This window comes from Polymorphobacter sp. (assembly GCF_051860865.1).
Classification (GTDB): Bacteria; Pseudomonadota; Alphaproteobacteria; order Sphingomonadales; family Sphingomonadaceae; genus Sandarakinorhabdus.
In genome coordinates, this window is the sequence record NZ_JBIMKZ010000006.1 from 1 (window position 1) to 25218 (window position 25218).

The following is a 25218-nucleotide window of genomic DNA, read 5'->3' on the forward strand; positions in this document are numbered from 1 at the left end:
GAGATCGTAATCGACCTCAAGATAATGGTCGTTGAACGCCTTGTTCTGCTCCGGATCGAGCACCTCGAGCAGGGCCGAGGACGGATCGCCGCGGAAATCCTGGCCGAGCTTGTCGATCTCGTCGAGCAGGAACAGCGGGTTGCTGGTGCCGGCCTTTTTGAGGTTCTGGACGATCTTGCCGGGCATCGAGCCGATATAGGTCCGGCGATGGCCGCGGATCTCGGCCTCGTCACGCACGCCGCCCAGCGACTGGCGGATGAACTGCCGGCCGGTGGCCTTGGCGATCGAACGCCCGAGCGAAGTCTTGCCGACGCCCGGCGGGCCGACGAGGCAGAGGATCGGCCCCTTCAGCTTCGAGGTGCGCGCCTGGACAGCCAGATACTCGATGATCCGGTCCTTGACCTTCTCGAGGCCATAATGGTCATTGTCGAGCACGGCCTGCGCGGCGACGATGTCCTTCTTGACCTTGCTCTTCTTGCCCCAGGGCAGGCCGAGCAGCACGTCGAGATAGTTGCGGACAACGGTCGCTTCCGCCGATTGCGGCGCCATCGCCTTGAACTTCTTCAGTTCGGCGGTGGCCTTTTCGCGCGCTTCCTTGGAGAGCCGGGTCTTGGCGATCTTCTCCTCAAGCTCGGTGGCTTCGTCCTTGCCTTCCTCGCCTTCGCCCAGCTCGCGCTGGATCGCCTTCATCTGCTCGTTGAGGTAATATTCGCGCTGGGTCTTCTCCATCTGCCGCTTGACGCGGCTGCGGATCTTCTTCTCGACCTGAAGCACGCCCATCTCGCCTTCCATGTGGCCGAAGATGGACTCCAGCCGCTTCTGGACGTGCGGCTCGGCAAGCAGCGCCTGCTTGTCGGCGATCTTGAGGCCGAGATTGGCGGCGACGGTGTCGGCAAAGCGCGCCGCATCCTCGATCGCGCCGATCTGGGCGGCGATCTCGGGCGCGGTCTTGCGGTTGAGCTTGACGTAGGATTCGAACTGCTTGGCAGCCGAGCGCAGAAGTGCTTCCTGCTCGGCGGCCGGGCCGTCGATGTCGGGGCGCGGGCTAACGTCCGCCTCCAGCCAGCCATCGGCGACGATCAGGCGCTCCAGCGTGGCACGGCGGATGCCCTCGACGAGGACCTTGACGGTGCCATCGGGGAGCTTGAGCAGCTGCAGCACGGTCGCCAGCGTGCCGACGTCATAGAGTTCCTCGGCGCCGGGGTCTTCATCGGCGGGGTTCTTCTGGCTGAGCAGAAAAACGGTCTTATCGGCCTGCATCGCGGCTTCCAGCGCCGCCACCGACTTGTCGCGGCCGACGAACAGCGGCACGATCATCTGCGGGAAAACGACGATGTCGCGCAAGGGCAGCACCGGCAGGGTGCGGGCTTCGTCTTCAGTGGGCGGCGTCATGGTCTCTTCGTTCATTGTCATGCTCCTGCCCGCGCTGACGCGGGCTTCTCTCGCAGCCTGATATGGGAAGCATCCATCGCTGCATCAACATCCCGTCGAACATTACCGAATCCGACGCACTATGGCTTTTCGGACGAGGCCTCGCCAGCCAGCATTGCACCGTTATGGCGTTGCACCTTGGGCGGGATCACTACGACCCGGCAATGGAATTCCGGACCAATCAGCCGTTGATATCGCGGCCGCGTGTCTCCGGCAGCCAGATGGCGCTGACGATGAAGGCCATCAGCACGACGCCGAAGGTGTACCAGAGGCCGGAATAGGCGTCACCGGTCCTGACCACGATATATTGCGAGATGACCGGCAGGAAGCCGCCGAAATAGCCGGTGCCGATATGATAGGGGATCGACATCGAGGTGTAGCGGACGCGCGCCGGGAACAGCTCGACGAGGATGGCCGCGACCTGGCCATAAGTCATTGCCGACAGGGCGACCATCAACGCCACCGCGAAGACGACGATGGCGCCGTTGACGCGCTCGGGGTCCGCCTTGTCGGGATAGCCGGCGGCGAGCAGCGCCGCTGTCCAGGCGGCGGCGTCAAAGCCCTCAATCCGGCTGTCGCCGACGATCAGCGCGAGGGTTTCGGACTCGCGCTTTTCATGGCTGACGCCGCGCTTGGACAGATATTCGAGGCCGCGCGCACAGTCGGTCGCCGGCTTGCCGAAGACGCTGTAATCGCAGGCCGGCAGCTCGATGACCACCGGGCTGGCCCGGGTGGCCTCGCCGAGCGCCGGGTTGGCGGCATCGCCCATCATCCGGAACAGCGGGAAGATCAGGATCAGCGTCAGCCCATAGCCGATCAGCAGCAGCTTCTTGCGGCCGATATGATCGGAAACCCAGCCGAATATGACATAGAAAGGCGCCGCGATCAGGGCGCCGATGGCCATGTAGGTCAGCGCCTGGGTCTCGGGAATGCGCGAGGTGCCCTGGAGGAAATAGAGCGTGCCGAACTGCGAGGTGTAATAGATCACCGTCAGCCCGGCGGCGACGCCGAACAGCGCGACGAAGATGTTGCCGATGTTGGCGCGGTCGGAAAAGCTGTCGACGATGGGGTTCTTCGACGTGGTGCCGGCCGCCTTCATCGCCTGGAACACCGGGCTCTCGGACAGTTTCAGGCGGATATAGAGCGACATCGCCAGCAGCAGGATCGAGATCAGGAACGGCACTCGCCAGCCCCAGGCAGCGAAATCGGCCTCGCTGATCAGCGCCCTTGTGCCGAGCACGACGGTGATCGACAGCAGGAAGCCGCCGGCCACCGAGGCCTGGATCCAGCTGGTATATTGGCCGCGCTTGTTAGGCGGCGCATGCTCGGCGACATAGATGGCGGCGCCGCCATATTCACCACCGAGCGCCAGACCTTGCAGCGTCCGCAGCCCGAGCAGCAGCAGCGGCGCGGCGATGCCGATACTGGCCTGGGTCGGCAGCATGCCGATGGCGGCGGTGGCGGCGCCCATCAGCGAGATGGTGACGAGAAAAGTGTATTTCCGCCCGACACGGTCCCCGAAATAGCCGAACAGCACGGCGCCGAGCGGGCGGAACAGGAAGCCGATGGCGAAGGCGCCCAGCGAAAACAGCAGTTCGGTGGTGGGGTTGCCGGTGGTGAAGAACAGCTTACCCAGCAGCGAGGCGAGAATGCCGTAGATGAAGAAGTCATACCATTCGAACACGGTGCCCAGTGCCGAGGCGAGGATCACCAGCCGGTCACGCCTGGGATCGAGCGGCACCCCTGCCGAAACACCGCCGTCCACCCCTGCCCCGCTGGCCAATCCGTGTCTCCCCATGTTGCGCGCCTAAAGTCCGAGCCGCGCGGGCGAAAGCAAGGAAAAAATCAGCCCGTTGCGTCGCTGCCGCGTATCGGCCACCAATCGGCGATGCGCTGCCTGATCGCCCTTGCCCTGTTGTTGACCGCGCCGGTCGCCCAAGCCAAGACAGAAGCAATGAAAAGCCAGCCGCTGACCCTCGAACGGGTGTTCGCCTCGCCGGCGCTGTCCGGCAGCGTCCCGCGCCTGCTGACCATCGCCCCGGACGGTACCCACCTGGCTTGGCTGAAGCCGCGCGCCGACGATCTCCAACGCTACGACCTGTGGCTGCGCGACACCGCGACTGGGGCCGAACGGATGCTGGTCGACAGCACGGCCCTGTCCCCGGCTCCGGCCGAACTCTCCGAGGCCGAGCTGATGCGGCGCGAGCGGGCCCGGCTGCGCGGCAGCCGCGGCATCGTCGACTATCAATGGGCGCCCGATGGCCAGTCGGTGCTGGTGCCGCTCGACGGCGACATCTGGCTGGCGCCGCTCAAGGGCGAGCCCCGGCGGCTGACCGACACGCCCGAAACCGAGCTCGAGGCGCGGCTCAGCCGCAAGGGTCGCTACCTCAGCATGGTCCGCAACCAGAACCTCCATGTGCTCGAACTGGCGACCGGTGCCACGCGCGCGCTGACGCAGGATGGCGGCGGCCTGGTCAGCTACGGCCTCGCCGAGTTCATCGCCCAGGAGGAAATGGGGCGGAGCAGTGGCCATTGGTGGTCGCCCGATGATGCGCGGATCGCCGTGGCGCGGATCGACGAAACCAGGGTGGCGGTCGCCGTGCGTGCTGCCATCGGCGCGACCAGCACCAAGGTCACCGAGCAGCGGTATCCCTTTGCCGGCACGGCGAACGTGCGGATATCGCTGGCGATCCTCGATCCCGAAGGCAAGCGGCCGCCGGTAAATGTCGATCTCGGCCCGGACGAAGACATTTATCTGGCGCGGGTAAGGTGGTTGGCAGCTGACCGGCTGGTTGTCGTGCGCCAACCGCGCGACCAGTCCCGACTCGACCTGCTCGATGTCGATGTAAAGACCGGGGCGACGCGGCTGATCCTCTCGACCCGATCGAAGACCTGGGTGGACCTGCACGACAGCCTGGCGGCGATCCCGGGCTCGACCGACCTGGTCTGGCTCTCGGAGGAGAGCGGCCATCGGCACCTCTATCGGGCGCAGGGCGAGCGGCTAACGCCGATTACCCGGGGCGACTGGTCGGTCAGCGAGATGCTGGCGATCGGCGACGGCCAACTGCTGTTCACCGGTTTCGCCGATACGCCGCTGGAAAAAGCGCTGTATCGGGTGCCGCTCGATGGCAGCGCGGCGCCGGTGCGGCTGTCCCTGCCCGGGCACTGGGCCGAGGCGGTGGCAGACCGGACCGGCCGCAAGGCGCTGGTGACGAGCAGCGCGCCGGGGCAGCCGCCGCGGATCGACCTGATCGACACGCGCAGCGGCACCAGCACCGTCATTGCCGCGCCGACGATGGCCGATATTCCCTATGCGTCTTATGCCGCCGACCATGTCGTACCGCGCTTCGGCACGCTCAAAGCCGCCGATGGGAAGACCGACCTGTACTACAGCCTGCTGGTGCCCAAGGGGCTAAAGCGCGGCGCCCGGGCACCGGTATTCTTCGAGGTCTATGGCGGTCCGGGCCATCAGCAGGTGCGCAACGCCTGGGGGCCAATGATGCACCAATGGCTGGTGCGGCAGGGCTGGATCGTCTTCACGCTCGACAATCGCGGCACGCCGGGGCGCGGCACCGCCTTTCGGGATGCGATCTACAAGGGGCTGGGCACGGTCGAGCCCGAGGACCAGATGGCGGGGCTGGCGTGGCTGAAGGCCCAGCCCTTTGTCGATCCCGGGCGGGTGGCGGTCTATGGGTGGTCCTATGGCGGCTATATGGTGCTGCGGCTGATGACCAAATATCCGGACGCGTTCGCCGCGGGCATTGCCGGCGCGCCGGTGACCGACTGGACGCTGTACGACACCCATTACACCGAGCGCTATCTCGGCAATCCGGCGACCGACAAGACGCCCTACACCGCGTCCGACGTGACGCCCGATGCGGGTGCGCTCGCCCGGCCGCTGCTGATCGTGCACGGGTTGGCCGACGACAATGTTATCTTCGATCACAGCGCCCGGATGATCGCGGCGTTGCAGAAGGCCGGCCGGCCGTTCCGGGTGATGCCCTATCCGGGCGAGACCCATGGTATCGGCGATCCGGCGCTGCGCACGCATCTGTGGCGGACGATCGAAGAGGTGCTGGCGCCGCTGGCGCCGCCTGCGTCACGCCGCGATTAGGTGTCTTGTTCGGTGCTTGTGAAGCACCGATGCAGCCTTTTTAGCACCTGCCGTCGAAACGAAACTGGTCAATACTATCCCCTGTGATGGCTGGGCGGGCAAGCTGTGCCTGAGGCAAAGGCCATTGCGGTGGGCGACGGGCAGGCGGGGGCACATCATGGCATCGAAATCATCCAATCGTCGTGAATTCATGAGCATGACCGGGCTCGGACTGGCCGGCATTGCCGGGACGGGCTCGTCCGGTGCCGCGTTGGCGGCCGGGTCTGCGCAACCGGACCTGATCGTTTATAATGCCAAGGTCTATACGGTCGACGATGCCCAGCCGACGGCCCAGGCCTTTGCGGTGAAGAACGGACGCTTTGTTGCCGTCGGCTCGAACGACGAGATGAAGGGGTATGGCGGGCCGGCGACACGCCGGCTCGACGCGGGCGGCGCCACCATCGTGCCGGGATTTCACGACGCGCATATCCATGCGGATGGCCAGACTTTGCTCTATGAAGTGCTGGTCGGAAACCCGTTCGAGGTCGAGTTCGTCACCATCGACAGCATCATCGAGAAATTGCGCAAGCGCGCCGCCCAGACGCCCAAGGGCGAGTGGGTGCGCGGCTATTTCTACGATGACACCAAGGTCAAGGATGGTCGGCTGATCACCCGGCTCGACTTGGACAAGGTCTCCACCGAACATCCGGTGCGGGTCGGGCATCGCGGCGGCCATACCAGCTTCTACAACAGCAAGGCTTTCGAGTTGGCTGGCATCACCAAGGATTCGCCCGATCCGGCGGGCGGCGAGTTCTTCCATGATGCCAGCGGCCTGTCCGGCCGGGTGGCCGAGCGCGCCAATGCGGTGATCCAGAAGGGCGGCACCTACCCCAGCTTCACGCCCGCCGAAGACGCCGAGCGTGCGCGCAAGGGGGCTGCGCATTTCTCCAATGAACTCGTCCGCTACGGCATCACCAGCGTGCAATCGAGCACGCGCCAGTTTGCCGATCTTCAGGCGCTGCAGCAGATCCGGCCCGAGGGCCTGCTCAAGCACCGGGTGAGCTTCGAAGTGGCGGGCGATCTGCTGGAAGCGATGATCGCCAACGGCATCCGCTCGGGCTTCGGCGATGACTGGGTGCGGCTGGGCGCGACCTCTGAAAATGTCGTCGATGGCTCGTTTTCGGAGCGGACGGCCCGGCTGGGCGTCGCCTATCCCGGCATCAGCCCGCCCTATTATGGCATCATGACCCAGCCGCAGGACGTGCTCGATGCCTGGGCGGAGCGCGTGCACCGCGCCGGCATCCGCCTCAATTGCCATGCCAATGGTGAGGCCGGGGTGGAATCGACGCTGATGGCCTATGAAAAGGCGCTGAAGGCCTATCCGGTCAAGGGCGCGCGGCCGAAGATCACCCACTGTGCCATTGTCAACCCCGATATCCTGAAGCGGATGAAGGCGATGGACGCGGTGCCCGCCACTTTTACCACCTATGCCTTCTACAATTCCGACAAGTTCGGCTATTACGGCGAGGAGATCATGAAGCGGGCCCTGCCTTTCCGCGCATTCCTCGACATGGGCATTCCCGCGGCTGCCGGCTCGGACTTCGCGCCGGGGCCGTTCGCGCCGCTGATGGGCGTTCAGGGAATCGTCACCCGCAAGGGCTGGGACGGCAAGATCTGGGGGCTCAACCAGCGCGTCAGCGTGGCCGAGGCGATTCGCATCCACACGCTCAACGGCGCCTATTGCGGCGACGAGGACAAGGTGAAGGGATCGATCACTCCGGGCAAATATGCCGACTTCGTCATGCTCGAGAAGGACCCCCACACCGTCGATCCGGAATCGATCATTACCATCAAGACCTTGAAGACCTTCACCGATGGCAATGAGGTCTATTCGGCCTAGAAGGGCTTCACGGCGCCGAAGAAGGCGGTGCTCAGGATCAGCACCCAGTAGAGATAGGCCAGCCGGCGGGCATTGTCGAAAGACCGTGTCAGCTTGGCTTCGGCCGCCGGATCGGGGCCGGCCTCGAGGATGGGGAAGAGCGCCTGCCATTCGTGCATGAAGAGCCGCAGCACCACGCCGATGATCAGCGCCAGCCCGAAGGTCAGCATCTTGGCGGCGTACCAGCGCTCGCCGTCCCCGGCGGCGATCGGGCCATCGCCGAACAGGCTGGCGGTGGAGACCAGGATCAGCGTCGGGATCAGCAGGTAGCGGGTCCAGTCCTCGGCGTCGGAGAGCGGCTTGAAGCGCGGGGTGCCGCGGGCGAAGAAGGCGCTCCAGGTGAGGGCCATCCACGCCGCCCAGACGGCCCACATGCCCCAGAGCCAGGCGCCGCCGAGCGGCTGCACGCCCCAGAGATAGCCCATGTGCAGCCCCAGCGGCAGCAGCGAGATGATGCCGGTGCGGGCCATGATGTCGATCTTGTATGCGGTGTCCATGTGCCGGCGGCGTTCGGCCATCGACAGCCTGGTATCGAGGACCTTGAAGCTGGTCTGGAAGACGCCCCACTCGCCGCCCAGCCAGTAGACGACCGCAATGATATGGAGCCAGCGGAGAATGGCGAGCTCATGCTCGGAGATGAAGTCGATCATGGGCCGAGCGTGTCAGCCTGCCCGAGATGGTGTTTTGATCCTGATCAAGCCCGATCGGCTTGTCGCTGGTAGAAATCGGGCGTCAATGGAAGTCCCGTGACGCCGGCAGGATGCGGACATCGCGCGGGTGGCGCGCCGACGGGCCGGGGCGGCGCGGTGGCTGGGGATGGAGCACCTCGTCGGCGCGGGACAAGGCCGGCTCGGTGACGGCGGTGTCCGAAAGCCGCTCGAGTTCCTCGCTGCGGTCGATGACGCGGCTGGCCATCAGATGGACGACGCCTTCCGGACTCTTCTGCACCCGGCCCTCGACGACCATCAGCCGGGCCGCCATCACCGCCCGGCGCTGGCGCTCGAAATCCCGCGCCCAGAGCAGCACATTGGTGATGCCGGTTTCATCCTCGAGCGTGATGAAAACCGCATTGCCCTTGCCCGGCCGCTGGCGGACCAGCACCACGCCGGCGGTGCGGACACGGCGGCCATCGGGCGTGGCGCTGGTCTGCGCGCAGCTCGCCACGCCCTCGGCACTGAACAGCGCACGGAGGAAGGCCATCGGATGATTCTTCAGGGACAAACGGACGGTCTGGTAATCAGCCGCGACATGCTCGGACGCCGACATGGCGGGCAGGCGCGCATCGGCCTCGGCGCCCAGCTCGGCCGCCTCGGCGGCGGCGAACAGCGGTAGCTGCTCCGAGGGCGTGCGCCGCGCCTCCCACAGCGCGGCGCGCCGGTCGAGCCCCAGCGAGCGGAAGCCGTCGGCATCGGACAGCAGGCGCAGCGCCGCCTGCGGCAGCACGGCCCGGCGGGACAACGCCTCGAGGCTGTCAAAGGGCCCTGCCCGCCTCGCCGCCACCAGCGCCTCGGCCCATTGGGCGCGGAACCCGTCGATCTGGCGGAAGCCCAGCCGCAGTGCGAGGCCTGTATTGCCGCGTTCGAGACTGTTGTCCCAGTCGCTGTGGTTGACGTCGATGGCCCGCACTTCCACGCCATGCTCGCGCGCATCGCGGACCAGCTGCGCCGGCGCATAAAAGCCCATCGGCTGGCTGTTGAGCAGCGCACAGGCGAACACCGCCGGATGGTGGCATTTGATCCAGCTGGAGACATAGACGAGGCGGGCGAAAGCCAGGGCATGGCTCTCCGGAAAGCCATAGCTGCCGAAGCCCTCGATCTGCCGGAAACAGCGCTCGGCAAAGTCCCGCTGATAGCCGCGCGCCACCATCCCCTCGATCATCTTGCGCTCCATATGGTGAATGGTGCCGACATTGCGGAACGTCGCCATGGCCCGCCGCAGGCGGTTGGCGTCCTCGGGGCTGAAATCAGCGGCGACGATGGCGAGCTTCATCGCCTGCTCCTGAAACAGCGGCACGCCGAAGGTCTTGCCGAGCACCGTCTTAAGCTCGTCCGGATCATGCGGCGGCGCTGGCGACGGAAGTTTGATCACCTCCTGCCCGCTGCGCCGGCGCAGATAGGGGTGAACCATTTCGCCCTCGATGGGGCCGGGGCGGACGATGGCGACCTGGATGACGAGATCGTAGAATTCGCGCGGCTTCAGACGCGGCAGCATGTTGATCTGGGCGCGGCTTTCGACCTGGAAGACGCCGATGCTGTCCCCCCGGCAGAGCATCGCATAGGTTTCGGCGTCCTCGTGCGGGACGCTGTGCAGCGCGAGGTCGGCCAGGCCCTGGGCGCGCAGCAGGTCGAAGCTCTTGCGGATACAGGTCAGCATGCCCAGCGCCAGCACATCCACCTTCATCAGCCCGAGTGCATCGATGTCGTCCTTGTCCCATTCGATGAAGGTGCGGTCGGCCATGGCGGCATTGTGGATGGGCACCATCTCGTCCAGCCGGCCCTCGGTGAGCACGAAACCGCCGACATGCTGCGAAAGATGGCGCGGAAAGTTGAGGATCTGGTCGACCAGCGCCTTCATGCGGGCGATATCGGGATTGTCGAGACTGTAGCCGGTTTCCTCGATCCGGCCATTGTCCATGGCGCGGGAGAAGCTGCCCCAGATGGTGCTGGTCAGGCGCGCGGTGACATCCTCCGAGAAGCCGAGCGCCTTGCCGACCTCGCGCACCGCGCTGCGCGGACGATAATGGATGACCGTGGCGGCGATGCCGGCCCGGTCGCGGCCATAGCGTCGATAGATATACTGCATCACCTCCTCGCGACGCTCATGCTCGAAATCGACATCGATGTCCGGCGGCTCGGCGCGCTCTGCGGAGATGAAGCGCGAGAACAGCAGGTCGTGCTTCTCCGGATCGACAGCTGTGATGCCGAGCAGGAAACAGACCGCCGAATTGGCTGCCGAGCCGCGCCCCTGGCAAAGGATGCCCCGGCCGCGGGCAAAGGCGACGATATCATGGACGGTGAGGAAATAGGGCGCGTAGCCGAGCTGGTCGATCAGCCCCAGCTCGTTCCGGACCAGCCGCATCAGTGTGTCGGGAATGCCCTTCGGGTGACGGACCCGCGCTGCCTCCAGCACCAGATGCTCGAGCCAGCCCTGCGGCGTCCAGCCTTCGGGCACCGGCTCATGCGGATATTCATAGCGCAGCGCGTCGAGGGTGAAATCGATCCGGCGCAGGAAATGCCGGGTCTCTTTCAGCGCGCCGGGATGGTCGCGGAACAGATGGTGCATTTCGGCCGGTGATTTCAGGTGACGCTCGGCATTGGCGAGCAGCCGGCGGCCGGCCTCGGCGATGCTGGTCTTCTCGCGGATGCAGGTCAGGATGTCGTGCAGCGGCCGGTCCTCGGGCCGCGCATAGAGCGGATCGTTGCTGGCGATCATCGGCACGCGGCAGTGGCCGGCCAGCGCCGCCAGCCCGGCCAGCCGCCGCCGGTCCGACCCGCGATACAGCGGCGCCGCGCCGAGCCAGACCCGGCCCGGCACGGCCTCGGACAACAGGCGCAGCGGGGCCTCGCCGGCAGCATCGGCCATGACGATCAGCAGCAGGTCCTGCTGGTGCGCCAGCAGGTCTTCTAGCCCCAGCGTGCAGCCGCCCTTTTCACTGCGCAGATTGCCCAGCGTCAGCAAGCGGGTGAGCCGTCCCCAGCCGACACGGCTGGCGGGATAGGCGACAATGTCCGGCGTGCCATCGGCGAACACCAGCCGCGCGCCGACCAGTAGCCGGAAATCGCCGGTGCCCCCGGCCGCGTCGCGCAGGGCGACATGGGCGCGGACGACGCCGGCCACGCTGTTGCGATCGGCAATGCCGATGCCGGCCAGCCCGAGGTCGAGGGCACGCGCCACAATGTCGCCCGGATGCGAGGCGCCGTGCAGAAAGCTGTAATTGGTGGCCGCCGCCAGCTCGGCAAAGCCGGTCATGCGAACAGTCCGTGCAGATACCATTCCGGCACGTTCTTCTCGGTGCCGTACAGTCCGTGGCGGAAGATCCAGAAGCGACAGCCCTCGGCGTCCTCGACCCGGTAATAGTCGCGGGTCAGTCCGCCAGCGAGGTGGCCATCCTTGCGGCGCCACCATTCCGGCGCGATCCGCTCCGGGCCTTCGGCCAGCGCCACGCTGTGAAGCACGCGCCGCCACCGGAACCGCCGCGGCGGCCCTTCAGGCACCTCGGCCAGCACCTCGATGCGCTGCGGCGGATCGAACAGCAGCAACGGGCGGAGCGGCGGCTCACCGGGCGGTGCCGTCGCCCAGGCGCCTTCGATGGCGGCGGCATGGAGCGCCGGCACCGTCGACTGCGCCTTCTCGGGCACGTGGCTGTCATGGGCGAGGAAGCGACGCACGCGCCCGGCGCCATGGCGGGCCGACAGCCGGTCGATCAGCTCGGCGAGCGCCTCGGATTCGGGGGTCCGGCCATCGAGCGGCTGTTGCACGGTGTCGAGCGGCTCGATTACCGGCACCGACAGCCGCAGCAGATCATAGCCGAAGCCGGGATCGAGCGGGTCGGCCAGTGCCTCGATCCGCTCATCGAAAAGCCGCATCAGCAGCGCCGGATCGCGGCTCGGGCGACTGGTTTCGACGATCAGCGGCTGCACGAGCCCGTCGGTGCGGAACAGCCGCGCCTCGAACCGCCGGCCGCCCGAACCGGACTGCTCCAGCTGGGAAGCGACTTTGGCACACAGCCGCGCCAACTCGCCGAGCATATAGTCCGTCCTCGCCACCGGCTCGGCAAAGCGGCGCTCGGCCTCGACCCGGCGCGGCTCGACAAGCGGCGCACGCGGGCTGGGCGCTTCCCCCATCATCCGGCGCACCGCGGTGACCGCAGCCGCGCCGAAACGCGCGGCAATGGCCGCCATCGGCCTGGTGGCAACCTCGCCGACCGTCTTCAGCCCGGCCCGGCGCAGGGCGAGCTCGCTTTCCGGCGGCAGGCGCAGGACGGCGACCGGCAGCCGGCGGACGGCGGCGGCCTCGTCAGCCACCGGCCGGCCATGGATCCGGGCCAGCGCAAGTGCCGCATCGGGATCATCGGCAAAAGCGTGCCGATGGCTCATGCCGAGCCGGGCCAGCCAGGCGGATATGGCCTCGGCGAGGCCCGCCTCGTCGCCGAACAGCGGGGTCACGCCGAAGATGTCGAGCAGCAGCGCATCGGGCGGATCGCAGGACAGCGACGGCGTGTAGCGCAGGCAGCCGGCCGCCAGCTGATCGAGCCAGTGACGGTCGGCGGCGGCGTCGTGCGGCTGTTCGGCCAGCACCGGCACCCGGGCTCGCGCATCGGCCAGCGACAGGCCGGGCAGCAGCCCCAGCCGCAACGCTGCGTCATCGACCGCGGCCAGCGTCACCCGGTTGCCCGCCTTTTGGGTGAAGACCAGCGGGCCTTCAGCCGCTGCGCCGGCGCGCTTCGCTTGCTGCCGGAGCCAGCGATCTGCCGACAGGCTGGGGAAGACCAGCGCCAGATATCGTCGTTTCACGAAATTGTCTGTCATCGCGTCGCCACTCCAGCCGCCAGCGCCGGTCAGACGGGCCGTTGCGCTGGCGCAGCAGATCGAGGGCCAGCGAAGGATGGCCGGGCGCCCGCTGCGGCAAGGCCGCCGAGGGGGCGCTGGCTACAAGCCAGCGCGTGGCCGCCGTACTCGGCATGATTTCGGAGCCAATGCGCAGCAGCAGCACGGTCACCCCGGAGGCCTCGGCCGCCAGCGACAGCCGTCGGCTCATCGTCATGTCGAGCCGGCGCGGATTGCCCCAGCATTCGACGATCAGCACGCCGAGCGCGGGGCAGCGCGCCGCTTCAGCCGATGCCTGAAGAAGCGCGGTGTCATCGGGCATGATGCCGAGCAGCACATGGTGGGGATCAAGGCCGAGATCGGCGAGGCCGGGGGCGTGGAGCCGGCCCGATCCGCGTTCGGCGCGTTCCGTCCGCAGCCACAGACAGGTCTTCCCGGCCTGCTCCGGACCCATCGACAGCATCGCGGTAAAACCGGCAGCCCCTGCAAATTGCCGCTCGCTGCCAGAGACAATCTCGTTGAGGCTGCCACGCGGCACCCCGGCATTATTCAGGAGGCCGGTGCTGGCCATCGGCCGGGCGCGCGCATCCCTGCGGCCCTCGATAAGGGAGATATGTCGCCGCAGGGCATCAAGGGAGGGGGCCGAATCGCTCATACATGTTCTTATTTTGTTCTGTATGAGCAGGCTCCTCGAGTCAAGAATTCCTGGCCGGTACTCCCGCTGTCAGCGCCGGGTTTTGGTAACCGCCGCCGGCCGAGCGAAGCGCCGCGCATCAGCCGGCAGCGCGCCGATCTCCGGCAGGCGGAAGGCGCGTACCTCGCCGAGACTGCGCTCGATGGCGAAGATCCGCCGCGCGTCGAGCGGATCGAAGGCGAAGGCTTGGCCGCCGGCATCGAGATCGATGGTGGCGAGATGGATCAGCTCCGCTCCCATTGCCGGCTTCGCCAGAACATACATCTCGGGCAGCGTATGGCCGAACAGATAGAGAAGCCCGTCCGCGCCGATGGCGCCGCCCGATGCCGCCTGCGGCGCCATGCGCTTGCGGATCGCCGGCGGGATCAGCCAGCCGCCGGTGCGCCGCCATTCGCTGTCGACGCTGATCAGCGAGGAATAGTCGGACGATTTGAACGGCACGCCGGTCTCGTCCGAATAATGGGCGAAGCCGAGCAGCCAACCCCCGGCCATCGGCTCGACAAAGGTCAAGGAACCTTCGTCCATGTTGCCGAGGCTGTGGCTGTCCTTGTGGGCCAGCGTGGCGGTATCGAAGATCTCGACCGAGCTGCCCATCGGCACCTCGGGGTGATTGGAATGGGCGCAAACCAGGTCGGACGCCACGACCGTGCAGCTGTTGAGATGCCGGATCAGCCCGCCCCGCGGTGCCGCCCAGCGCGCCACCAGCCGACCGGTATCGCGCGCATATTTGCCGATCGCGGTGTTGACCAGCGCATAGATATGGGCCGCGTCTACCGCGACGCCCTGCCTGGCCTCGGGCGCGCCATAGACACGCTCCATCAACGCCTTGAGGCGCGGCACCTCGCGCTTTTCCAGCGGCGGAAGCATTGCCGCCAGCCCGCGCTCGGGTCCCGCCACGCCATCGACGAAGACGCCGATGTGGTTGCCGAGCGGCCGCTCGCGCCCCGGCACGCCGGTATGGATTGGACGGCTGAGCACCAGCGGGCCGCCGGGGCCGCGCGCCACCATCGTCGCCGAGCCGCCGCCATCCATGCTCATCGCCTCAACGGCGCCGACGTCGCGGAACAGCGCGAGGATGTCGTCGTTCGTCGCCCCCATGCTCCAGTCCGGCTGACGCCCATCGGACACCACCAGCCACAGTTTCGTGCCTTCAGCATTGAGGCCGGCGACCGTGCGCGGCCCCCCGCCCGGCCCGGTCGAAGCCGGCACCGGCTTTGCCGCTTCCTCGGGCGAGAGCTCGGTGGCACCCTGAAACACGCCGTCGCGCCCCAGCCGGCGGCGCGGCACGAATTCACCGGACTTGAGGATGCGCGGACCCGCCGACACGCCTTCGGGGAAGCCCTGCGGGCAGACCTGACCCTCGACGATCACCGCCCGGCCCGGGGCGAAACAGATCATGCTGTCGACGCGCGCATCGATCCCCTCGACCGGCGACACCGCCTCGCCCTTCGAGATGACAGCGCCCGATGCCGCTGCCGCCTGGCCGGCGCGCGGCACAAAATCGTCGCTGCCCCTGGACCCGCCGACGAACGGCAGGAAGTAGCTGGCATTCACCGCCAGCACCGCCCCGCTCTGGGCGAGATAGCGGCTGGCAGTGGTGGCGCGATATTCGAGCCCGGCCGAACGGTCCGCCGGCGTCACTGCTAGCCGCACGCCCGGCGCCGCCAGATCGATCTCGGCGACATGCATGACCAGCGGGGTGCTGCCGGTGCGGACGATACGGCGGTAGGTGACGCCCGGCGCGATCGCGCAACGGTTGCCGTCGCTGGCCATGCACAGCTCCGCACCGACCGGCCCGGAAAGATGCGGATCGGCCGGTTGGGCAGAAGCCGCGCTGCCGGCCAGCAGCGCCAGAATCAACCAGCGGCTCACAGCGTGAACGCCGCGCCGATCCAGAACTGGCGGCCGAAACGGTTGATGTCGCGGGCGATGTCCTGGTTCGGGCCGGTGAAGGTCAGCCGCTCGGCGTTGGTCAGGTTGCGGACCTCGCCAATGATCTCGATGGCGCTGTTGGCCTTGATGCGGATCTGGCCATCGAAGGTGTCGAACGCCGCCGCCGTCTGGTCCGCCGCCGGGTTGCTGGCGTTGACCGAAGACAGCAGGGCCCCGACATGGGAATAGCTGACGCGGGCACGCACCGGCCCCTGCTCATAGAAGACGGCCGCATTGGCGAGGAACTCGGCCTGTCCCGGCAGCTGATCAAGCGGGCGGCGCGTGGTCTGGTCGCGGATGACGATGCGGCCATCGAGGAAGGTCATGTTGCCGGAAACGCCGAAATTGGAGAGGAAGCCAGGCAGGAAATCCAGCCGGTTGAGGATGACATTGGCCTCGAAGCCGGTGACCTTGGCGCTCTCGGCATTGCGTGGCTGGCTGACGTTGCGCTGCACGCCATCGATCGTCTCAATGGTCGAGAAGGTGTAGATCTCGTCGCGGATCTTCTTGTGGAAGACGCCGAGCGCGATGATCCCGAGGCCTTCCGGCATGTAATATTCGAAGCTCGCTTCATAGCTGTCACCCCGCCGCGGCTGCAGGGCGAAGTTCGGCCGGCTGATCGAGTCATCGGCGTTGATCAATTCCTGACCCGATATCTGGTTTGGATTGGGGCGCCCCACCGCCTTGAACCAGGCGGCCCGCAGCCGGACATTGTCGGTCAGGTCATAGAGACCGGTGATAGAGGGCAGGAAATCGTCATAATTGTTGGTCCGGGTGATCGGCGTGAATACGTCGGCGCCAGCGACCGTGGCTCGCGAGACGCTGGTCGCGGCCACTTCGGTCTTCTCGTACCGGGCGCCGACGATGATGGTGTGGCGCTCGCCCTTGTGGCGCAGCAGGCCGTAGCCAGCCGAGACCTTTTCCTCGAAGCGCCAGTCGCCGCCGATGTTCTGGCGGTCGCTGTCGCGAGCATTGCGGACAAACACGCCGGGATTGGCGTTGAAATAGTCCAGAAAGCCCTGGAAATCGACGAAAAGGTGGTTGAAATTGCCAAAAATCGGCTGGTAGTTTTCGGCTTGGTTGAACTGGGAGAGCCGCAGGTCGATCCCGGTGGCGGGGGCATAGATGTCCTGGGTGCGGTCGTTGTCGCGCACGGTCTTGCGGTACTTGGCACCGGCGCCGATGCCGAAGCCCTCGTCGCCGCGCTGGTTGTTCCATCCGTAATCGAACTGGCCCTCGGTTACCTTGTCGGTCGAATTGTCCTCATAGGGATCGTAAAGCGCGAAACGATATTGGGCCGGATCGTCAAAGCGCGGATCGATGTTGGTCGCCACCGGATAGGGACCGTCCAGTTCGAGATCGAATGTCGGCGCCGCGCCGATCAGGTTGAAACGGACCTGGTTGGACGGCTCGAGGAACGTCGCCTGCGAATAGGAACCGCGCAGGGCGAAATGATGGCCGTTGTCGCTGTCATAGTTGATCTTGCCCTGGCCGACGTGGAGCGGCTTGCGGATCGGGAAATCGTTGAAACGCACGAAGCTGCCGCCGGCGGTGTTGAGCAGCTGCTGCGAATGGCGGATCTCGGTGTCGTCCTGGGAGAAATAGGTATAGGCGATCGACGCCTCCAGCCCCGGCGCTGGTCGGGCCTCGAACTTGGCAGTGCCGCCGTAGCGATCGACCGAATTGGGGTAGGTCGACCAGAGCAGATTGGTGTTGGCGCCGGCGGGCGCAGGCGTGGTGCCAGTCGTCGTCGGCACGGCCTGCGGCAGCAGCCGCTCCTGGTCGCGGCGCTTGCGGCTGAACGAGCCGGTCAGCACAATGCCATAATTGCCGTCGGGCCCGAACCGCGTCGAGAAGGTGCCGTCGGCGCGGAAGTTCAGCCCGTCGTCGCTGCTGCGGCCGAAGCCGGTGCCGGGGATGGCCTGCGAATCCGAGATGCCGAGAAAGGCATTGCCGATCAAGAAGGTGCCCGGCTTGTCGAAGGCCGAGCGGGTGACGAGGTTGATGGACCCGCCGATCGCATTGCCCTCAATGTCCGGCGTGCGGGACTTGAGCACTTCGAGACTGGCGACGGCCGTAGATGGAATTGCCTCCATGTTAAGCTGGCGGTTGCCGCGCTCGGCGGTCGCCATGGTGGCACCGTCGAAACTGCCGATGGTGAAGCTGGGATTAAGGCCGCGGATCGAGACGTAGCGACCTTCGTCCTCGTCGAACACGGTCTGCACGCCCGGCAGGCGGCGGAAGCTGTCGGCGATGTTATAGTCGGGCTGCTGGCCGATATCGTCGGATTTTAGGAATTCGGCGATGATGTCGGAATCGCGCTTAGCCTCTACCGCCAGCCGATTCTGCGCCCGGAAGCCGGTGACGACGATAGCGTCTTCGCCTGCATCAGCGGTAGCTTGTGCCCGCGCGGCGCCATGGCTGACCAGCGCCAGCAAAGCCCCCCCGGTCATAAGAGCATAACGCGCTGCTCTAACTGAAGAAATTGACATCGCACCGTGCCTTTTGCGGTTGAATTGCAAAAGGGTGGGTACGGACGGACTATGTCACCGCCATGAAACCGTGATGAACTTTCAGCAACGTTTTGATGACAATACCACCACGACGGGCTTGTTCGAGGGGGTGTTCAATGATCCCGGAGAGCCAGAAGCGGCCGGCTGTGAACTGGCTCTCCGATCTGGTGGCGGCAGTGGCAACGGCCGTCTTACAGATCGCTGACTCGGACGAACCATTTGCCGATATTCTTGCTTTCCAGCACGCCCTTCAGCGCCTCTGGCGCGTGTTCAAGGCTTTCGAACGTCCGGCTTTCGTAGCTTAGCTTGCCTTCTTTCAGGTATCGCGCGAGTTCGCGCCGGGCCTCGGGATAGTCTTCAACGTGATTATGGACCGAGAATTGCCCGGCGAAGGCTTTGCTCTGCGCCCATTCCTGCTTGGTATAGGCCGAAACGATGCCGCAGCGCGTGACGCGACCGGCCGGCGACAGATGGGACTTGATCTGCTCGGCCATGTCACCGCCGACATTATCGAAATAATAATCGACACCGTCCGGCGCGACCGCCGCGACCGCCGCGCCCAGATCGGGCGTGTCGCGGTAGCTGATGACGGCATCGAAACCCAGCGTGTCCGACAGATAGTCCATCTTGTCCCTGGTGCTCGTGATGCCGATCACGCGCGCGCCCTGCATCTTGGCGAGCTGGCCGGCAATCGAGCCGACGAGACCGGCGGCGCTTGTGATGACCACGGTGTCGCCAGGCTGCAACTTGCCTTCATACTTCAGCGCCAGATAGGCGGTCAGACCCGGCGTACCGAGCACGGCCAGAAAATCGCGTGGTTCGGCACTGAGGGACGTGTCGCAGACGGCTATGCCTTCGGGATTGTTGGTCGGATGCGGCGCGCCGGTGGTTACGGCAAAGCGCTGCCAGCCGAGCATGCCCTCGACGAGGGCGCCGACCGGATATCTGTCATTGCGCGATTCGACGACGGTCGCCACGGCCGATCCGGGGATGACGCGGCCGATGCCGGCCATGCCGCCATGGGGTCGCATGTCCTTGTTCCATTCGGTGGTCGGATTGAGCATAAGGCGCAGCCGTGGCTCGATGCCAAGGTAAAGAACGCGCGCCAGGAATTCACCATCGGCGATGGCGGGAAGCTCTTCGTTGATGACTGAAAAGTCGTCAGCGACGGGCAGATTCACCGGATGCTTCGCCAGGACGATCTTTTGCTGCCTCATCATTATTCTCCCGTGCAATGACTATGCTGGCTTCTACGATGCCGAATATCGGCCGGCGAAAAGGATGTAGTTCGCATCAAACATCTTTTGACTGTCCGGTGTCTGCCGACGGTCGTGCAGCAAGATCGGCGCGAAGATGGCGTCCGCCGTTCAGGAAAATGAGGCCCCCGAGCAGGCTGCCTGCGGTCAACACGATCAAAATCGCATGATGCAGACTACCCGTGCCCGTTGCCGCTTCCAGATGATCGCTGGCCGTGCCGATCAGCAGAGGTCCCACGCCCATTCCGAGCATGTTTGTCGACAGCAGCAGGACCGCCGAAGCCACGGCACGGCCGCCAACCGGCGCCAGTGTCTGCGCCAGAGAGAAGGTAGGCCCGGTGGTCAATGCCACGAGGAAGGTGGTGGCACCAAGGCAGACGAACGCGGTCATGGCATCGCGCGCCAGATAGGTGGCGTACCCTGCCGGGATGGCGAGGAAACAGGCCGCCGCGCAGATCCACAGCTGCCAGCGCATGTCGCGCGCCGACAGGCGGTCGGCGAGCACGCCGCCGACCAGCGAGCCCAGGCCGCCCATGCCGCCCGCCGCGATGGCGAGGCCTACGCCGATCTGCGCCATCGGCATGTCGAACGTCCGCAAGAAGAAGGACGGTGCCCATTGCATCGACCCGATGAACGCCAGGCAGGTGAAACATGACCCCAGAACGACAGCGCGATAGGACGGGCATGCGAACAACTGCCGGACCGTTTGATGCAGCGGCAGGCTCGTCGATCCGCCGCCGGGCGTAACAGGATGGTCCATGGCGGGTATGGTGAAACGGATCAGAACGGCCAGCACGATCCCGGGGATGCCGACGATCATGAAGGCGGCACGCCAGCCATAGGCGTCGCCCAGCCAGCCGCCGCCCAGGAACGCAAAGGCCATGCCGATCGTCGCGCCGAAATAATAGACCGACATGGCGGTTGATCTTTGGCCTTGGGGGAAGGTGCGGGCGATGATGGCGTGGGCGGGCGGCGTGCACCCGGCTTCTCCCACGCCCACGCCGATGCGGCATAGGACCAGCGCGGGAATGCTGCGCGCCAGGCCGGTAAGAATGGTCATGGCGCTCCAGCAAAGCAGCGCTGCCACGATGACGCCCCGAGGTGACGACCGGTCGGAGAAGCGCGCGATCGGCACCGCCAGTATCGAATACAGCGCCACGAACGCGAAGCCGGACAGTAGCCCGACCTGCGTGTCCGAGAGCATGAATTCGGCCTTGATCAGCGGCACGAGCACCGAAAAAATCTGACGATCGACGAAGTTCAGGCAATAGGCCGCGGTCAGGCAGAACAGGATATAGTAGCGTCGGCTCACGATATGGTCGTCGCCGTCACGCGGCCGATCTGGCCGGTGACGGCTGGCGATCGTTTCGCCGGCAGGCAGGACGGTGCCGCTCAAAACTCGACGACCGCCTGGAGACCGACACTGCGCTTGCGCGCCGGGGTGACGGCGACGCCCTGTTGCGACGCAAAGCCCAACAACGCATTGGTCGAGTAATCCGAGAAGCGCGCGGCCGCGATGTAGTCATCGTTGTTGAACAGGTTGTTGACATAGGCGGTCAGCCGCCAGCCGTCCCGCGAGATACCGGCGCGAAGGTTGGTGATGAAATAGGGCGAGGTCCAAGCGTAGTTGGTCTCGTCGGTAAAGGCCTTGCCGAAATAGCGGCCATCGAGACGGATGAAATAATCCCACCGATCGTTGAGCGGCGCATTCCAGGTGACATCGGCGCTGCCGCTGAACTCGGGGAAGCGAGGATTGCGATTGCCCGAACAGTCCTTGTTAGGGACGGCATAGAAGGGCGCGAACCCGCAGAAGAACTGCTTGTACTTGCTGCGGGCCCAATTGAACGTCGCCCCGGCCGAGAGATTATCGGAGATATTGGCGCTGGTTTCGAACTCGACGCCCCACAGGTCAGAGCTGCCGCTGTTGGTCTGCAGGGTCAGGATCGTTGTCTGACCGCTATCGAGCAGCAACGGCACCGACCGCCGGGTCTTCTGGTTGAGCCACTGCATGAAATAGCCATTCAGCGAGAAGCTGACATGGCGGTCGAACAGCTCCCCCTTGATCCCGGCTTCATAGTTTCGGACTTTTTCTTCCGTGTTGAAGACGCCGGCCGATCCGACAATGGACTCGACCTGGGCGAGCTCGGCAGCGGACTTTCCGACCAGCTGGGTGTTGAAGAAGCCGGGCAAATTGCCTTCCGAATAGGTGATCCACATGGTCATGCGCTGCGCCGGCTTGAACGACAGCGTGGCACGCGGCAGGAAGCTTTTGAAATCTTGCGTAAAGAAGCCGGTTCCGCTCGGCGCCTCAAGATTCTGGGACGACACGGTGTCCTTCTGGTAGCGCCCTTCCAGATCGAGGGTAAGATTGTCCAGGATGTCGATGCCGAGCGAGCCGAAGACGCCCAGGGTGCGGCCTTCCTCGCGTGAGAGCGCATTGATGAAATTGATCGGCGTCGTGATCCCGTTATACGGTGCGGCCGTGCCGTCCCAATTGTAGATGTTCAACCCGCCGTTGGTGTCCTGCAGGTAGCGGACCTTGAAATAGCTGGCGCCCACCAGATAGCGGACCCGGCGGTTGCCGGGTGAGGCGAAGCGTATCTCCTGCGAAAAGTCACTATGCGCCTGCGGATCGGACGAGAAGAAATTGGTGGCACCGGTCTGGTCGAAATCCCGGATCCAGTTGGCGTCCATCTTGTTGTAGCCGGTGACCGATGTCAGCGTGTGGTCGGCCAGTAGTCCGGACTCGAAGGTGTAATCAGCCGAGAGCGACAGCCGAAGGGAATTGCGCTTCAAGCCGACCTCGTCGATGGCCAGCGGCACCGCGCGCTGGTGGAGGATGCCCGACAGGCCATCACGTGCCGACGTCTGCTGGAACACGGCGGCGAGGCCGGGCGGCAATGTGGTATTGATGTCGGCGAAGGTGTTCGCGTCGACCTTGGGAAGTGCGCCGCAGAAGAAGTTGGAAAAGCCGCCTGCCAGCACCTCGGGCCGGGCTGTATAGCAATTATGGAGGTTCGGTCCGGCGCCACGCCGCGAATTGGCGCCGCCGAGGAAGAAGCCGGCGGGAGCCCCGTCCCGATCCTGCGAGTAAAACGCCTTGGCCTTGACGGTCAGCGGCCCGAAGTCGCCATACAGGACACCCTGGACGGTGCGGGTCATTTCCTCGCCGAGGCGTCCCCCGTCGGTGCTGCGATACTGACCGTCGGTGTGATAGTAGCGCCCCGAGATGCGATAGGCGATCTTGTCGCCGATCAGCGCGCCCTCGTTTGAGACGATCAGCTCGCGCCGGTCATAGGTTTCGATCGACGCGTTGACGGTTGTCCGCTGGGTAAAGGACGGCGTTCTGGTGATGAAATTGACCGCGCCCGAAAAGGTGCTGCGACCGAATTGCGCCGATTGCGGACCTTTTACCACTTCGACACGCTCGATATTGTCCATGCCGAGGCTGGAGACGCCCGCCGAGATGTAAACGCCGTCCAGAAAGGCGGTCCCCAGTTGCTGGGAAGCGACTTCGATATTGCTGGCCATACCGCGGAAGCGCAGCGCCGAATTGTATCGCCCGGGCGACTGTCCGGCCTGGTCGCTGAAGAAGAAGCCCGGTGTCTTGGTCGACAGTTCCTCGATCGTGCGAACGCCGGCCTGGCTGAGCTGCTCTTCGGTGAACGCCGAGATCGCCAGCGGGACATCGGTGAGCGACTCACCGCGCTTGCGTGCGGTGACGACGATTTCGCCGACAGACGCTGAAGACTCGTCGCTGTTGGCCAAGGCATCGCCGGTCTGAGCATAGACCGGGACAGCGCCAAGGGCCATCAATCCGACGAAGCCAGAAGTCGCCGTGCAATGAAGAAAAGATTTCCTTGAGATCATGATAATTCCCCTGTTGATATCAAATGTCTTTCAGCGCCCTTACTGAAATTGAATTGTCTGTTTAAATTATGAAAATTTTTTCAGTTAAGTCCGTACTTTTTAAGAGTAATCTGCGCTAATATTGAAACATTCGCGACTTTATTCATAAAGTTCTGTAATTCATGACTTTGTTGACAAGTTATGTTGATGAACAAATAAACGTCCCGGCCAGTTCGAAGATCAGGGATGTCTCGAGCAAAGAGCGATCCTTCACGCACTTCGCGGATCAGTGCGGCGCCGGGCCAGACGGCCACATAGGGTGCCAGCGACAGCAGCGACTTCGTGACCATCGGATCGTCGGCCATGAGGAATTCGGTGGGTTCGGGCAATCCTCGACGACGAAAGGTCGTGACCACCATCTGCCGATAGACGGGGAAACTCGGGTAGAGGATCCAGGGATAGCCCACCAGGTTCGCCAGCGTGACCTCGACACGCTTGCTCAACGGATGCGAGGTCGCGTGCACGACGCGATCGCGGCTGGTGAAGATCCTGTGGCCGCGCACATCGGGGTATCCGTCCATGCAGTCCGCACGGGTCGACAGCACGCAGTCAAGCTCCTGGCGCTGGAGCATTTCAAGCATCTCGTTGGTATCACGGGCGTAGAAGCTCAGATTGCCGGCATGTCCCTCGTCATGGAGCTGGCGGATGACGTCGGGCAGGATAAGCTGGTTGCTGGACAGCCCGGCGCCGACCCTGAGTCGACCGCGCTGGGCATCGTCGATCGAGTGCAGCGCCCCCGATGCCTCGTTCAGGTCGCCCACGACACGCCGCGCATATCGGCAGAACGCCTGGCCGGCGAGGGTTTCGCTCACGCCGGCATGCGACCTGTCGAACAGGGCTGTGCCAAGTGCCTTCTCCACGGTCAGTATGCGACGGCTAAGCACCTGCTTGGAGACGCCCAGTTGGCCGGCGGCACGGCCGTAATGCCTGGTGTTCGAGACGGCAACGACCGACCGGAGCTGGTTCAGGTCAAGGGTCGGGGCATTTGCTGTCGCATCCGCGGAAAGCGGCATGGGGGAAGTAAAATCACGGGGCGAACCCGTGCTCATGACCTCCCGAGCCAGCATCAGTAGACGGGCCGTACGGGATGGGGGGTCCGCCAGGCTTCCGGCAATTCGAAGGCGCTTCGCGGTGCGAAGGCGGCGTCTATCGGCAAGGGCGCGCGCCGCTCGCTCCATTCGGTGATGACGCGGTTCGATCCAGGCTGGCGCATGAACATCAGGAAGCCGAACTCACTGACGTGCGGGCCGTGGAGGATGCCACCAGGACGGTAGAAATAGGCCCCGGTCGTCATGATCCCCTGAGGCGATTTCATCTCGCCATGGATCATGAACATCTCCTCGGCGTGAGGATGCGTTTCTTGCGGCATGTCAGGCACTTGGGGCACGCCATGGGGCAGGCCGGCGAGCAGATAGGTGCGGCCACTGTCGTTTGGTCCGAGGCGCAGGATCTTTCTCGCCAGGCGCAGATGCGTCAGCTTGCCGTCAAGAACGGTGACATCCCATGGCATCGCCGCAGTATCGATCCTGAGCGGTTCCGACCGGCCATCGGGATCACCGGAGGCGAAACGAAAGCTGAGGACTAGCGCGCCGGACTCGCTCGTACGCGCTTCGCCTGTGCGCTCCGGCAGGAAGCCGAAGTAATTGCGCCTGAAGCTTTCGCCGCCGATATCCAGCTGGCCGTCGAGGACGAAAAATTCCTCGGCCGACAAGCTGTCCTCGCGATTATCCTGCCAACCAGCTGGATAGCGGATGAGCGCAGCGCGGTCGCCAGTTGCGGCTTCCTCGCTCAAGACCTTGAGTTCGATACCGTCCGGGCCACGCGTCCAGTAGAGGCTCTGACTTTGGATGAATTCGATATGCTTCCGTTCCATGACAGTGATGGTGGCATGTCTGGCGCCCGCAA

General features: G+C 65.1%; 15 protein-coding genes. 2 read left to right on the plus strand and 13 right to left on the minus strand.

Features of this window, described 5'->3' with window-relative positions:
• A partial coding sequence (locus ACTIFJ_RS02075; RefSeq protein WP_439532423.1) for an LON peptidase substrate-binding domain-containing protein occupies nt 1–1407 on the minus strand: 1407 nt, incomplete at its 3' end.
• Between the two features lie 205 nt (nt 1408–1612).
• A complete protein-coding gene (locus ACTIFJ_RS02080; protein ID WP_439532424.1) occupies nt 1613–3214 on the minus strand; it encodes an MFS transporter in 1602 nt (533 codons plus the stop codon).
• Between the two features lie 171 nt (nt 3215–3385).
• Between ACTIFJ_RS02080 and ACTIFJ_RS02085 the strand changes: the two genes are divergently transcribed.
• Nucleotides 3386–5545, plus strand: a complete 2160-nt coding sequence (locus tag ACTIFJ_RS02085; RefSeq protein WP_439532425.1) for a DPP IV N-terminal domain-containing protein — start codon at nt 3386–3388, stop codon at nt 5543–5545.
• A 190-nt stretch (nt 5546–5735) separates the two neighbouring features.
• Nucleotides 5736–7424, plus strand: a complete 1689-nt coding sequence (locus ACTIFJ_RS02090) for an amidohydrolase (RefSeq protein WP_439532426.1) — start codon at nt 5736–5738, stop codon at nt 7422–7424.
• Here ACTIFJ_RS02090 and ACTIFJ_RS02095 read toward each other — a convergent pair.
• From ACTIFJ_RS02095 to ACTIFJ_RS02145, 11 genes are all read right to left on the minus strand, one after another.
• On the minus strand, nt 7421–8113 hold the full coding sequence (locus ACTIFJ_RS02095) for a hypothetical protein (RefSeq protein WP_439532427.1): 693 nt from the start codon (nt 8111–8113) through the stop codon (nt 7421–7423). The genes ACTIFJ_RS02090 and ACTIFJ_RS02095 overlap by 4 nt on opposite strands.
• 82 nt (nt 8114–8195) lie before the next feature.
• Nucleotides 8196–11432, minus strand: coding sequence for an error-prone DNA polymerase (locus tag ACTIFJ_RS02100; protein WP_439532428.1), 3237 nt, complete (start codon nt 11430–11432; stop codon nt 8196–8198).
• Nucleotides 11429–12991, minus strand: coding sequence for a Y-family DNA polymerase (locus tag ACTIFJ_RS02105; protein WP_439532429.1), 1563 nt, complete (start codon nt 12989–12991; stop codon nt 11429–11431). The genes ACTIFJ_RS02100 and ACTIFJ_RS02105 overlap by 4 nt, the downstream gene beginning before the upstream one ends.
• Nucleotides 12885–13580 (minus strand): ImuA family protein, encoded by a 696-nt coding sequence (locus ACTIFJ_RS02110; RefSeq protein ID WP_439532430.1) that lies wholly within the window; start codon nt 13578–13580, stop codon nt 12885–12887. Before ACTIFJ_RS02110 ends, ACTIFJ_RS02105 begins: the two co-directional genes overlap by 107 nt.
• 153 nt (nt 13581–13733) lie before the next feature.
• Nucleotides 13734–15575, minus strand: coding sequence for a phosphodiester glycosidase family protein (locus ACTIFJ_RS02115; RefSeq protein WP_439532431.1), 1842 nt, complete (start codon nt 15573–15575; stop codon nt 13734–13736).
• Entirely contained in the window at nt 15572–18088 is a 2517-nt protein-coding gene (locus ACTIFJ_RS02120) for a TonB-dependent receptor (protein WP_439532432.1), read from the minus strand. Before ACTIFJ_RS02120 ends, ACTIFJ_RS02115 begins: the two co-directional genes overlap by 4 nt.
• Before the next feature lie 251 nt (nt 18089–18339).
• Nucleotides 18340–19365, minus strand: coding sequence for a zinc-binding dehydrogenase (locus ACTIFJ_RS02125; RefSeq protein WP_439532433.1), 1026 nt, complete (start codon nt 19363–19365; stop codon nt 18340–18342).
• 76 nt (nt 19366–19441) lie between these two features.
• Nucleotides 19442–20800, minus strand: coding sequence for a spinster family MFS transporter (locus tag ACTIFJ_RS02130; protein ID WP_439532434.1), 1359 nt, complete (start codon nt 20798–20800; stop codon nt 19442–19444).
• A complete protein-coding gene (locus tag ACTIFJ_RS02135) occupies nt 20797–23217 on the minus strand; it encodes a TonB-dependent receptor (protein ID WP_439532435.1) in 2421 nt (806 codons plus the stop codon). The genes ACTIFJ_RS02130 and ACTIFJ_RS02135 overlap by 4 nt, the downstream gene beginning before the upstream one ends.
• Nucleotides 23218–23354: 137 nt before the next feature.
• On the minus strand, nt 23355–24326 hold the full coding sequence (locus ACTIFJ_RS02140) for a LysR family transcriptional regulator (protein ID WP_439532436.1): 972 nt from the start codon (nt 24324–24326) through the stop codon (nt 23355–23357).
• Between the two features lie 53 nt (nt 24327–24379).
• Complete coding sequence (locus ACTIFJ_RS02145; protein WP_439532437.1) at nt 24380–25186, minus strand: cupin domain-containing protein; 807 nt, start codon at nt 25184–25186, stop codon at nt 24380–24382.
• Between the last annotated feature and the right edge of the window lie 32 nt (nt 25187–25218).